This is a genomic window from candidate division KSB1 bacterium, from assembly GCA_022562085.1.
Lineage (GTDB): Bacteria > Zhuqueibacterota > Zhuqueibacteria > Oceanimicrobiales > Oceanimicrobiaceae > Oceanimicrobium.
The window spans coordinates 1-13862 of sequence record JADFPY010000084.1 but is presented as its reverse complement, the minus strand read 5'-3'; the positions used below and the strand labels follow the sequence as shown (position 1 = coordinate 13862).

Here is a 13862-nt window from a genome sequence, read left to right as displayed (position 1 = left end):
GCAAGTCTAATACGTCTTTGTAGGTGAAAGAGGTTCTCCCTGGGACAATTATCTGGTCGCCGCTCAAAATTCCTATTTCCTGCAAAGAGTAACCCTTTTCGAAGCTCCGCAGAAGGTTTTTACTTACCACCCGTCCCCCTCGTTCAGAGCGCATTTTTTTTAGTTCAGCATTTTGAGTGGGGCCAGTTGCCATCTCGACCAATTCCCAAAGTGAAGCGGTGGGAGGAATCAAATAAGCTCCGGGCCGATTCACAGATCCTTGTAATGTAACTCGAATCAGCGGTGTTACCATAATGTATGGATCTTTGATAAATGGGCTATATTTTTCTTTAAGCCTTGCTGCTAATGTTTGCTGGTTTAATCCAATCACTTTTATTTCGCCGATTAACGGCAGCGTTGTATATCCTTGACTATTGACGGCGTAATCTCCATTTAAATCTAAAATCTCGGCTTTACCTTCCGTTATCCGCCAAGGCTGCCAAATCTGCAATCGTATCGCATCACCCGGTTTAAATGATGTTAAAAGACTTTGTCCATAAACTGCAATTGGAAGAAAAACTCCAATGAGCAATATCTGAATGAAAAGAAAACTCAATCGTTTATTTAAGCATCCCTGTTTTGTCATAACTCTCCTTTCGGTTTAAAACCCCTTTCTACCTGGACCTATAGAACCGGTGCCGTTTCTCTTTGCTGTCAAGGTTTAGAGTCTTTAGCATATTGTAAAGTTTTAGAATGTTTATTTTTGTAAAACCAAATCTTGATGTGTTCAAAACTTTTTTTATCTGGAATGCCCCACGATTCGGATCTTCAACAACGACCAATCTTATTCTTTCATTTAGGGGCAGCATCTGCTCATCAACTTGAGGTTTATTGAGAGAAAATTGTTTGGCAGCAGGTCCTGCTCCACTTTGGACTCGGGTGACTTTCTGAGCTACATTTGGTACCGCAGTCCCTACAGCAACCTCTGCTACTTCTGGTGTATAACTACGTTTAATGCTTTTGGTTATATCCAACCCAATTGAGACGTCAAAATCGTTAATCGCTTCCTCGATTGCTTCATAGTATGAAAGTATGCGATTAAACTCGAGCATTTCAAATACGTCATATACTTCTGGCGTCATTTGAACAATCTTTAAGTCCCCTCCCTTTTCTCGAATACCTTTGATTTCGCCAACAAAAACTCCCCATCCAGCGCTGCTGACATAATTAACCTGCGCCATATCAACGATAACATGCAAAATACCTGCGTTCAAATTTTCCGTAATCTGATTTAACAGCATCGAGCAGGTCATGGTATCAACATAACCTTTAACATTCAGCAAGGCAATATCTCTCCGTGTACCGACCTTGCCTTGTGAAATTTCAATACCTTCCATTTTCTATTTTACTTAACAAAGGTTTAAAAAATAAAATCCAAGATTGATTATTTAACAAATTTTATGCCACATATTGGAACAAGTAATAAGCACCTAAATCTTTAATCATTTAACTCTTGCTTCCATTCAGTTTGTGCTAGGCCGAAACATTGTTCCTCTATGAAACAAAGATTTGACTTGTTAATTTAAAAAAAAGAAAACGCATTTGAAAAAACCATTTCCCAAAGCGTCCAAATTTTGATACAAGATTATACTTCCAATATCAAATACTTTTTATTTTTTTTTGCTCTTCGTGCTCAATAATTTTTGATAGAGTTTGACATATTGGGGGGCCGAAGATTTCCAGGAAAAGTCTATTTTCATTGCATTCTGAATAAGTTTTCCCCAAGTCTCTTCATTGTTAAAATGTTTTAAAGCATTTTTAATTTCGCTAAGTAACTCTTTTGCTTTAAATTTATTAAAAACAAAACCAGTTCCTGTTTTGGTTTTGGCTTCGGTCTCGAACTTTTTGACAGTCTCGCCCAGTCCCCCTGTATTTCTTACAATAGGAATAGTTCCATAAGTTAAACTATATAGTTGATTCAACCCACCCGGCTCAAGCTGCGAAGGCATCAGAAACAAATCGCTGCCGGCTTCAATTAAATGTACCAGGGAATTATCAAGACTGAAGTCAAGTCCAATTTTCTTTGGATATTTTTTTTGAAGGACACGCAGGTTTTTCTGATATTTCTCATCGCCGATTCCTGAAACAATTAACCGTAGATCTATTTTCATTAAATCGTCTATGATCTCAATGATTAGATCAATACCTTTTTCATATACAAGTGGTGAAATTGTGCTTATCACAGGAGTTTTTTCGTCACCATCAAGGGCAAATCGCTCTAAAAGTTCTTTCTTGTTTTTATATTTCCCGGACAGATCCTGCCTACTATAGGTAAACGGAATCAAAGAATCTGTCTCCGGATTCCACACTTGTTGATCAATTCTGTTAGCGATGCCAAAAAACTCATTTTTGCGTTCCTTAAGTACCTTCTCCAATCCAAAACTTGATGCAGAATTTTCTTGTGCTTCGCAAGCATAGGATTCGCTGACTGTATTCAACATATCGGCGTACTTAATACCTGCTTCAAGAAAATTAAAATCCTTACCATTCAAAAAAGGCTCCGGGATTCCAGCCTTTTTCATCGTTGAGGTGTCAAAATTTCCTTGTTGTGCAAAATCGTGAATTGATAACAAAGTCCTGGAATTTTTAAAAAACGGGTCATCGCCATATACACTTTTGAGCAGTAACGGAATTAATGCGGTCTGCCAATTATTACAATGAATAATATCGGGCTGCCAATGAAGCAACTTTAAAGTCTCTAAGCAACCAATCGAGAAAAATATATAGCGGTCAAGATTGTCCTTATGCCTTCCACTTGCATTGTTATAAAGATTGAGTCCATCTGTATCAAAAAGCTCTTTATTATCTAAAAAATAAATTTGAACTTTCGAATCTGGGATGAACGCAGACTTTCCGTTAGCCTGAAAGACTTTATCTCCAATCTTTATTTCTAATCCCTGGAGACGAATCACATCACGCAGAATGTACTTTCTCTCGTTGATTGTTTTATAATTGGGCATCATGACTCTTATGTCATGTCCCATTTGTTTTAAATATTTGGGAAGGGCACTGGAAACTTCCCCTAATTCAGTTGCTTTCGTAAAGGGGAAAACTTCGGAGGACACATAAAAAATATTTAGTTTACTTTTCATCTTTTAATTTATTTTTGATAAAATAAGGAGGATCAAAGTTTAACTTCACTTAAATACCGAGCGGCTGACTCAGGCGAAGTTGGATTGATGTAAAATCCGGAACCCCATTCAAACCCCGCTACTTTTGACAATTTTGGTATTATTTCAAAATGCCAATGATATTCCGGTAATGCGGGTTCCTGAACCGGAGAAGTATGAAGAATAAAATTATAAGGTGGATAACCCAATGACTTATTAATTCGAACCAGAGTGTCTTGCAATACTTTAACCAGTTCGCTATACATTTGATCTGGCATATCTTCAAAATGAGAGTAATGTTGTTGTGGCAAAATCCAGGTTTCAAATGGAAATCGAGGAGCAAATGGCTCAATGACTATATATGAATTTTCAACTGAGACAATACGATTTTGTGATTTTTTCTCTTGCTGAATGATATCACAATAAATGCACCGCTCTTTAAAATTATAAAAGCGTTTACTGCCTTCCAACTCCTCCATTACCCTTTTGGGTACAATCGGAGTAGCAATGAGTTGGGAATGAGTATGCTCCAACGAAGCTCCCGCAGCTGCTCCGTGGTTTTTAAAAATTAATATATATTTAAATCTTGAATCTTTTTTTAAGTCACGGGTCCTATCTCTAAAAATCAACAAAATATCATGAAAATTCTTCTCACTTAGATCGGCAAGATCGGAAGCATGGTTGGGTGTTTCAATCACAACCTCATGAGCCCCTATGCCATTTATAGTATCGTAAATTCCATTACCCCTTGGTGCTAGGCTTCCTTCAATTTGAAGAGCTGGGAATTTGTTCGGAACAACCCTGACTTCCCATCCTGGAATATCTCTCTGATCACTCATGGGTCTAATTGCCATGATTTCAGGAGGGGTTTTATCTTCGTTGCCAGGGCAAAAAGGACACAAGCCTCCAGCTTTCATGCTAGGTTCATTCGCCCAATCAGAAGGACGCTTGCCTCGTTCAGTTGCAATAATAACCCAGCGGCCGACTATAGGGTCCTTTCTCAATTCCGACATACGAGATAAAACTAAGAGATTGTTTTCATTAACTTAAATATAGATTCTTTTCGAAAGAAAGTCAAGTAAAAGGGGTTGAAAGCAGCTTGGGAAATATTATTTTTTTGTTTCAAGAAATTGTTTTAGGCAAAATAAAATGGGTGGGAAAATTACCCACCCATTTATGTAAAACAGATTTTCTCTAATGTCTTACATTTCAGCGATATATTTTTGCGCTAGCGATACATATTCACTGTTTGGATGGATTGCCAACAAACGATCAAATTCAGCCCGAGCCTGGTTCATATCACCCAGTCTAACATAACAAAGCCCTAATTTAAGTTGGGCATCGTCGCTTTTATTTGAGTTTGGGAATGAAAAGATTTTCTCAAATTCTGTAATGGCTTGATTATAATTTTCAAGCCCATAGTAACATTCGCCTATCCAATACTGACAATTGTCCGCGAGAGAATTATTTGGTTCACTCAAAAGCAACTCACTAAAAAGAGAAATTGCTTCATTATAATTCCGTGTTTTGAATTGATTCAATGCATTCTGATATCGAGACTTGAATTGGGGAGAAGGTTCTGAGGGTTGACCGCTGAACGGGATGCTTGGATTCTGAGCAGGTATGTTGGTTTTCGATTCTAAATCGCTTATTTTAAATTCTTTCTCCGTAAGTTCTGATCTTAGCTGAGTAATCTCTTTATCTTTTTCCGAAAGTTCCTGCTTCAACAGATCGACATCGGCTTGCAAGCCATCCGGGTCCTGTTCCTGATTAATAGTGGTGAAGTCGGCGTTTTTAGGTTGTGGCTCTGCTGGAGTGATTCCTAAAAGTCTTAAAACCTCAGCTTGCTCTGACTCGTTGCTAGCCTGACTCATCTCATCTTCACCCAGCAATTCGTCAAGATTAATCGCTTCTTCAGAAACGTTGGCGCTTTGCCTGGAAGCCCCACATCCTAATAAAAAAATAGATGAGAACGCAAAACTAGTCAACCAAAGAGCTGTTTTAGTAGATTTGGAGTTCACCTTCTTACCTCCAAGTAAAATTCTCCTTGAATAATTATCTCTACTTTTGTTTTCTTAATACCAGATAAGAGGCTGAGCCTACTGTAGCAGCCCCAACAGTAGCTCCTATGATTCTCCAGGCTTTACCACTGGGTGAGACACTAACCGTAATTGGTCTGCTTGGCAGTCCCGAGTAGCCAATTCCACTGAGTGTCTCATCAACAGCAACGACACAATACTCAAGGCCTTCGCTTGTGACCGCATACCCTGGAATCTCACCTTGAAATAAATTACCGTCACGCTCATCCATACGCACAACATTCCACTTGGGTTCGCCCATCGGACGATAAAGTGTCGCTACTACTCTTAAATTCTTTTCGGAATACACATAAGATTTGATTGGAATATTTCTACCCGATTCCGCTTTTTGTACAATATGATGAATCACGATCGGCGACGCATTCGAATTATTTCCGATCGGCGAATCCATAGAACTCATAGCAATCGGATTCGGGTTTTTTTCGGGAATACCATCATGATCTAAATATCCGTCATGATCTTCGGCAATATCAGGCATCAGATCTAATTCATCGGGTATCATATCGTTGTCTCTATCATTTCTGCTTTTGTTAAAGTAAAAAGTCACCCCGGCATGAACATCCAGAACTTGATCATTTTCGTCGCCTTGATTTAATTGATCCAGGTTATCTGTCAATGACAATCGGAAGGCAGCTCCGAGATTAATACCAACGTTTCGGGAAACAAAAAACTCCAGTCCACCACCGGTTTTCAAAAACGAATCCGTATTACTTTCCCCATTCCCCTTCTGACCTAATGCGGGATCGATACCCTTTGCCTTCCAAAAAACACCGCCACCGCCGGCAAAGATATACGGATTAACTTTGCTGTGCGGCAAAAAGTTAAAAATGGCGCTAAGCTCAAATGGAATTATTTGAGTTTTGAAGGAAGAATTGCTGGTATTTAGTGATGAGAAACCTAACTCGCCATTAAATGCCAAATACGGGATTGGGAGAAATCTTAGATGACCCATAAACATAGGACTAAGCTGCGACCCGTTAATATCACCTTCTAAACGGCCCAGACCAGTGGTAAAACCAATACCCAAAAAGCGCTCTCCACCTATTGCTGTAACCGTCATAGTTGTCAAGCAAAGTAGAACAGCTGCGATATAAAGCGTTTGTCTCACTTTCATCATTACCTCATTAAATAATAAGCAGTTAAATTTATTAAACTATCGTCTAAAAGTCAAGAACAAATTTGTTAACTGGAGTTCACAAAACAGAACAACCATTTGCTCTTGTACTAACGAATAGTGACCAATAAAATACTGTTTAGTACCTTCATTAGTCAAAGATACGTAAAACTTAGAAAATCTCTCGAAATTATTTGTTTTTTTTAGAAATATTCAAATCGCTTGCGTGAGGCATTCAACAAAAGCCCCACGATAACCAGGTTTGAAATTAGCGAAGAACCGCCGTAGCTGAGCAATGGGAGGGGTAGTCCAGTAACGGGCATAATTCCAATTGTCATGCCAATATTCACAACGATTTGAAATAAGAAAATGATGACTCCTCCGAAAACAAGAAGGCTCGAAAATTTGCTTTTCACTTCAGATGCAATTGTAAGCCCTTTAAAAATCAAATAAAAGAATAATGTCAATACGACGAAGATTCCCAGAAATCCGAATTCTTCACCAATTACACAAAAAATGAAATCGGTGTGTTGTTCCGGGAGAAATCGAAGATGGGTTTGTGTACCCTGTAAAAAACCTTTACCTAAAAAGCCGCCTGAGCCAATCGAGACTTTGGATTGGATAACCTGATATCCTAGACCGTGTGGGTCAGTCACCAATCCTAAAAAAGTAAGAATTCGTTTCTGTTGATACTCTTTCAGGAGATTCCATATAATAGGCGTTACAACACCAACACCAATATTCAAGACAAAGTTGATTAAAAAGAAGGTCAAACCTCGTTGAGATAGAAAGAGCACAGAGCTAATAATGAGCATCGCGATGAGAAACGTATAGTAGTTGAAAGCACAAACCAGGCTTAACAATGGGGCAAGCAACACAAACAGAACCATAGACGAAAGCCCTGCCCAATGTAAAATCGGTAAAATCAATGCTAAAAAAACCAGTGCAGAACCTAAATCAGGTTGTTTCATCACTAGTAAAAACGGCAAAAAGACCAATGAAAAAGAGATAGCGATTTCACGAAAGTTCTTCAGGTTGCAATTTTCCTTGGATAAATATTTTGCTAAAGCTAAGAGTGTTCCGACCTTAGCAAGCTCTGCTGGTTGAATCCGGATAGGTCCCAGTTCAAGCCATCTCTCGGCCCCAGCCCCCGTACCAATAATTAAAACTACAAATAAAAGAAATATAGATGTGCCGTAAATCGTATATGCGTATTTGTTAAAAAAACGAATTGGGACAAAAATCGTCCCCACCAAAACCAACAGCCCGAGCACGCCCCAGATAACCTGCTTTTTAAAATTAAGTTGCCCCGCCTGAGAATCGACAAACGTCGCGCTGTAAATCGCTATCAATCCGCATAGCATAAGAACCACCACTGTTGCAAGGAGCTTGAAATCTAAATGTCGAATTGATTTGTGTTCAGAAAGCATAACTAAAGCTTAGTTTCGTGATGCAAAATTTTTATTTTTTGAAGTAAATCGATAAAACGCCGCCGGCAATTGGCGCAGCAACTGCTCCACCAGAGCCGCCGTTTTCCACCATAATGCATAAAGCAATTTTCGGTTTATCCATCGGGGCAAATCCAATAAACCATGCGTGGGAATTACCATGAGGATTCTGAGCCGTACCGGTTTTTCCACAAACAGTCACGCCGCGAATCCGCGCTGATTTAGCCGTGCCTTTCACGCCGTTCACCACCAAATTCATTCCCTGCTTTATCGTTCGGTAAGTCTTTTTAGAAGTACCTCGAATTTGAATTGAATCAACTTTGGTAAAAACGACCTCTCCAGTTAAAGGGTCCTGATTTTTCTTTATAAGATGAGGCCGGAATAAAACGCCCTCATTTCCCAAAATCATCGCAAATTGTGCCATTTGCAGTGGTGTGGTTAATAAATCTCCCTGTCCAACCACAAGATTTAAAACCAATCCTCGAGTCCACTTTTTTTCGCCATATTTCCGATCAAAATATTCTTTGGTTGGTACCAACCCCGCACTTTCATTCGGCAAATCGATTTTAGTAGGTCTACCGAATTGAAAGTTTCGCGAAAATTCAGACCACTTTTCCAGGCCGATATCCCGGCTTTTTTCCCAAAAGTAGACATTGCAGGATTGCTCTACCGCGGCCATGAAATTAACTTCTCCGTGGCCGGTTTTCTTCCAACAATGAAACAACCGATTGCCAAGACGATGTGCGCCGGTGCATAAAATATTTTCTTCTAAATTGATGTCGCCTGTTTCCAGACCGGCCGCAGCCAATACCAATTTGTAGGTCGAACCAGGTGGAAATAAACTCTGGGAAGCACGATTATAAAGAGGTTTATTCTCATGATTGACCAACTGATTCCAGGTTTCCGGGGTCAAGGGATTGGAAAATATCTCCGGATCATAGTCGGGCTTACTCATCAAAGCCAAAACCTCGCCATTTCTTGGGTCTAATACCACCGCGGCGCCTTTTCTGTCCGCCATGACATCTTCCAAATATTTCTGTATCGCCACATCGATCGTCAAAAATAAATTCCGGCCCGGATCCGAAGACTGGCCTCCCAACCCAGTTAGGTTTCTTACCTCACGACCCAAAACATCAACTTCAATATATTTAACTCCTGGTGTGCCTCGCAAATATTCTTCATCTTGCAGCTCAATGCCATTTTTTCCAATGGAATCGCCTTGCTTGTAATTGGCATTTTTAAATTTTTTTAATTCCGCAGAGGTTATTTCACCGAGATAGCCAAATAAATGAGGCGCCTTAATCCCACCGGGGTAATATCTTCTTGATTCAGTATTGTAAAAGACTCCCGGCAAATCCAGGCGGCGCTCCTCTATTGCACTCAAAACTTTAAAATCGATTTGACGGTTGATTTTTACAGGCGAAAAGTTGCCGCGCTTATCTTCATTGATTTTCTTTTTCAAAGCATCTGGCCTTTGGTTAAGAATTTCGGAAAGTAAGATGATGGCGCTGTCAGCCTTAAGAAATTCATAAGGCACAACTGAAACTGAATAGTTCGGACGGTTGTCAACCAGGATCTCTCCATTCCGATCGAAAATAAGGCCGCGAAGAGGTTCAATGATGATATCCCGAATTCTATTTTTTTCCGATTCCCGAAAATACTTATCCCACTGATAAAGCTGCAGCTGGCCGGTTCGCACAATTAAAATAGCAAACAGCACCAGCGTAAAGAGAATGTAAAACCTTTTCAGATTGGATAAGTCCTGATACATAAAAAATTCTAATATTTTTTAACTGGCGCCCATAATCCTTTTGGCAAGACCATGTGAATAATAACCATAAAAATTAGGGTATAAAATGACTGCGGCACGACATGTTTAAATAAAGTAGCCCAAAAGCCAATCGATATCCCGATAGAAAGAATTGTATAATATAGAAAGTCGTGAATTAGCAAAGAGACGAGTATTAAACCCACGATAACGCCAAAACGTTGTTCTAATTGTTCGCCAAGCAGAAATCCAGCAACAAAAGCGGAAATTGAATTCACAAAAGAAGAAAGACCAACAAATGCTGTACCAAACGCATCAAAAACCAGGCCAGCCGAAAACCCGGCGACCACTCCCCAAAATTTTCCCCTTTGAATCGAAACCGAAATTACGAGGATAAGAATTAAATCAGGGGATATACCTTTAATGGAAAATAACGGAATGATCGTTATTTGTAAGATAATACAAAGGATAAAAAAAGCGATATAGAAAATGAAGGTCATCTATTGAGCTTGGGTGGAGAATTCTCGATTTCTAATTACGAAAACCTCTTCCAGTTTTGTAAAGTCAACTGCAGGTTTTACCGTAATTACCATAAACATGCCTTTTTTTTCTCTCTCAACATCGATCACTTTTCCAACTTTGAGTCCACCGGGGAAGATGAAACTTAAACCTGATGTAATAACCAGATCATCTACTTTAACGTCAGAGCGTTTGGGGACCTCCGACAAAACAACCTTTTCACCTTCAATCCATTTAATAATGCCGTTTACGCGGCTTCGCTGCACCATAGCGCTAACCCTGAAATTCCGGTCAAGAAGCAACTCAGCTGTTGAGTGATTTTTACCCACCTGCAGAACTTTTCCGACAAGACCTTGAGCAGTAACCACGGCCATATTTTTCTTAATCTCCTCCGCTTTTCCAGCATCCAAAACGACGGAATTGAGAAAACCGCTTTCCTTTTTACCAATAACTTTGGCTGCAATTAAATCAAGTTGACTTTCAAATTTAAAGTCCAGCAATTGACGCAGTCTTTGATTTTCCAGCTGAGCCTCTTTCAGGCTGCTGTTTTCGAGCATCAACTCAGCACTCCTGCGCCGGAGCCATTGGTTTTCCTCATGAATATTGTTTAATTCTTGCAGGACGGAAAATTTTTCTAATGTGACGCCGAACCCCGCAAGGGTCCAGACCCTGACCGTTTCGGTTAGGCGACCCTCATTGGAAAACATTAAAATAATGGAGACAAGGACTGCAGTGATGAGAGTAAGATAGTCTCTTCGAGCAATAAACCACTCACTGAAATGGCGCATCTCAATATTTTTTGCTGTTACTTAATATTTTTTGATACTCATTAAGATTGTCAAAAATTTTGCCGGTTCCCAAAACAACGCAGGTCAAAGGATCATCTGCAATTATAATTGGCAGCTCTGTGTCTATTCGCAACCGCTCATCCAAACCGGTCAATAATGCGCCGCCGCCAGTAAGAACAATCCCGCGATCCAGAATATCAGAGGCAAGTTCCGGAGGGGTCCGTTCCAAACAAAGCTTGATCGCATCAACAATATAGCCGACTGATTCCGATAACGCGCCCTGAATTTCTTTAGCGTAGACTTTAACTGTTTTTGGGATCCCATCAACCAGATCCCGGCCTTTAATTCTCTTGACGTCTTCAGTTTTATATGGCGCAGCCGACCCCATTGTAATCTTTATGGCTTCAGCGGTATTCTCCCCAATCAGCAAGTTGTACTCTTTCTTGAAATACTGAATGATGGCCTCATCCATTTCGTCACCGCCAATTCGGATTGAAATGTCCGTGACAATCCCCGACAAAGAGATAACTGCAATCTCAGTTGTTCCGCCGCCGATATCAACGACCATGTTTCCGATCGGCTCTTCAATTGGCAAGTTAACCCCAAGGGCCGCAGCCATCGGCTCTTGAATAAGATAAATTTCGCGACCACCAGCGTGTTCTGCGGAGTCTCGAACCGCCCGTCTTTCAACTTCAGTGATACCAGAAGGAATACAAATTGCAATCCTTGGCCTCAAAAAACGGTTGGTCTGCACTTTCTTAATGAAATGACGGATCATTTTTTCTGCGAGATCAAAATCAGCAATTACTCCGTCTTTGAGAGGTCTGACAGTGACCAAATCTCCGGGAGTTCGCCCCATCATTGTCTTCGCCTCGCTACCGTAAGCAAGAATTTCTTGATCGCCCCTGCGGATAGCGACTATTGAGGGCTCATTGATTAAAATGCCGCGCCCTTTCACATAAACTAAAGTGTTGGCCGTACCAAGGTCAATGGCGATATCATTGACAAAAAATTTGTTCCAGAATGATTCCTTACCTTCGTCCATGTGTTAATAGTTTCCTCTTTTTTGAATTCCTCTATATAAAAGAAAAATTGGTGGTATCATATGTCACAAAAAAAATCATACTCGCATTTAAATCTCAATGCCTGAAATGCCGTACTCCGGTGAAAACCATGGCCATGTCATGTTCATCAGCAGCCTGAATGACTTCTTCGTCACGAATTGAGCCTCCGGGTTGGATGACAGATCGGGCGCCTGCTTTGGCGGCTGCGTCTATTCCGTCTCTAAACGGAAAAAAGGCATCCGAAGCCATGGAAGTTCCTTTAACGCTCAGGCCCATTCGTCTGGCTTTTTCAACAGCAATTTTTGAGGAATCGACCCGCGACATTTGCCCGGCGCCAATTCCAATTGTTCTATCTTTAGTCCCATAAACGATGGCGTTGGATTTCACCCATTTGCAGACACGCCAGCCAAATTTCAGCGCCGCCCACTCGTCTTCTGTCGGTTGACGCTTGGTAACCACTTTAAAATTAATATCGTTAATATTAAAAAAATCTTGATCTTGTAAAAGCAATCCACCTTGAACTTGTTTAATATCGTACTCTTTCGACATTGGATTCAGAATATCTTTGGCTTCAAGAAGCCTTAAATTCTTTTTGGCATTTAAAGTTTCCAAGGCTTCTGCGTCGTAACCCGGGGCAATGATCGCTTCGGTAAAAACTTCTGAAATCGCCCGGGCCGTTTCATTGTCTACCGGACGGTTCAAACCGACGATTCCGCCAAAGGATGAAACCGGGTCAGTCGCTTTAGCATTGAGATAAGATTCTAAAAGAGATTCCGCGGTAGCAACCCCGCAAGGATTTGTGTGTTTGATCACAACGACACAGGGTTTGGAAAATTCTTGCACAATTCCTAAGGCCGCGTCCAAATCGATAAAATTGTTAAACGAAAGCTCTTTGCCGTGCAGCTGTTTTGCATTTACAAGTCCTGCCCGCGCTTCGCCGTTTCTTTTGTATAAAGCGGCACGCTGATGAGGATTTTCACCATATCGTAAACCTTGAATTTTTTCTAATTGAAATTCGATTTGTTCGGGGAAACCAGGCCCAGAGCCGGTCTCCGAGTCAAGATAATTATTAATACATGAATCGTACCGGGAAGTCAATTCAAATGCTGCAGCGGCAAGGGTTTTCCGGAGCTCATTAGAGGTCTCGCCCTGGTTCTTTTTGATCTCGTTTGTAACCGTTTCATATTGGTTCGGCGAAGTCACCACAGTCACATCAAGATAATTTTTTGCAGCGGCACGAATCAGGGTCGGACCGCCAATGTCGATGTTTTCCAGTGCTTCTAACGTGGTGAAGTTGTCCTTTGAAATAGTTTGAACAAAGGGATAAAGATTTACAACGACCAAATCGATCAGGTCGATGCTGTGCTGATTGCTCTCCTCCATATGGGAAGCATCTTCGCGGAGAGACAAAAGTCCTCCGAAAATTTTTGGATGCAGAGTTTTTACCCGGCCGCCCAAAATTTCAGGAAAACCGGTGACGTCACTAATAGGTCGGGTTTCTATATCATTTTCTTTGAGGTGTTTGGCAGTACCGCCAGTTGAGATGATTTCGATGTTGTTTTCTTTTAAGACTGCTGCTAACTCAACTATTCCTGTTTTATCAAAAACACTAATTAATGCCCGTCTAATTTTGGGCATATAACCTCCTCCTCTTTCTTAAAACTTGTTGACATGAAGCTATCAAAGATACACAATATGGTACTAATCCATTTTCTTAAGATTTTTTACTCTTGTGAACTGGTGATTCTTGATGTTCTCTGTAACCCAAGTTTTATTTGATAATGACTTGTCTGCCCTGAACTTCAATTCTGTTCTCCGCAAAAAGCTGCAACGTTTCAACGTAAATCTTATGCTCTTGCTCCAAAACTCGGGCGGCCAATGTTCCCGGGGTATCATCGTCTTCTACTGGAACG

At 40.6% G+C, this 13862-nt stretch carries 13 protein-coding genes; all 13 read right to left on the bottom strand.

The features are described 5' to 3' along the window. Window positions 1-625: polysaccharide biosynthesis/export family protein (locus IH879_09405; protein MCH7675157.1), on the bottom strand; the 625-nt coding region annotated here is incomplete at its 3' end. A 28-nt stretch (window positions 626-653) separates the two neighbouring features. Further along, window positions 654-1376: an STAS domain-containing protein gene (locus IH879_09400; protein ID MCH7675156.1), complete on the bottom strand. Its 723-nt coding sequence runs from the start codon at window positions 1374-1376 to the stop codon at window positions 654-656. A 273-nt stretch (window positions 1377-1649) separates the two neighbouring features. Next, window positions 1650-3131 carry a glycogen synthase gene (locus IH879_09395; protein MCH7675155.1) on the bottom strand — a complete coding sequence of 494 codons (1482 nt, stop codon included), beginning with the start codon at window positions 3129-3131 and terminating at the stop codon, window positions 1650-1652. A gap of 32 nt (window positions 3132-3163) precedes the next feature. Next, entirely contained in the window at window positions 3164-4162 is a 999-nt protein-coding gene (galT, locus tag IH879_09390; protein ID MCH7675154.1) for a galactose-1-phosphate uridylyltransferase, read from the bottom strand. 189 nt (window positions 4163-4351) lie between these two features. Next, window positions 4352-5170: a tetratricopeptide repeat protein gene (locus tag IH879_09385; protein ID MCH7675153.1), complete on the bottom strand. Its 819-nt coding sequence runs from the start codon at window positions 5168-5170 to the stop codon at window positions 4352-4354. A 40-nt stretch (window positions 5171-5210) separates the two neighbouring features. Then, window positions 5211-6362 carry a hypothetical protein gene (locus tag IH879_09380; protein MCH7675152.1) on the bottom strand — a complete coding sequence of 384 codons (1152 nt, stop codon included), beginning with the start codon at window positions 6360-6362 and terminating at the stop codon, window positions 5211-5213. Window positions 6363-6565: 203 nt separating this feature from the next. Continuing rightward, entirely contained in the window at window positions 6566-7792 is a 1227-nt protein-coding gene (rodA, locus tag IH879_09375) for a rod shape-determining protein RodA (GenBank protein MCH7675151.1), read from the bottom strand. Window positions 7793-7823: 31 nt separating this feature from the next. Then, entirely contained in the window at window positions 7824-9581 is a 1758-nt protein-coding gene (gene mrdA, locus IH879_09370; GenBank protein ID MCH7675150.1) for a penicillin-binding protein 2, read from the bottom strand. 8 nt (window positions 9582-9589) lie between these two features. Then, entirely contained in the window at window positions 9590-10078 is a 489-nt protein-coding gene (gene mreD / locus IH879_09365; GenBank protein MCH7675149.1) for a rod shape-determining protein MreD, read from the bottom strand. Further along, entirely contained in the window at window positions 10079-10885 is an 807-nt protein-coding gene (gene mreC / locus IH879_09360; protein MCH7675148.1) for a rod shape-determining protein MreC, read from the bottom strand. Window position 10886: 1 nt separating this feature from the next. After that, window positions 10887-11930: a rod shape-determining protein gene (locus IH879_09355; GenBank protein MCH7675147.1), complete on the bottom strand. Its 1044-nt coding sequence runs from the start codon at window positions 11928-11930 to the stop codon at window positions 10887-10889. Window positions 11931-12024: 94 nt separating this feature from the next. Beyond that, a complete protein-coding gene (gene purH, locus IH879_09350) occupies window positions 12025-13587 on the bottom strand; it encodes a bifunctional phosphoribosylaminoimidazolecarboxamide formyltransferase/IMP cyclohydrolase (protein ID MCH7675146.1) in 1563 nt (520 codons plus the stop codon). A gap of 133 nt (window positions 13588-13720) precedes the next feature. After that, window positions 13721-13862 (bottom strand): phosphoribosylglycinamide formyltransferase (locus IH879_09345; GenBank protein MCH7675145.1); only part of this gene is annotated, 142 nt, incomplete at its 5' end.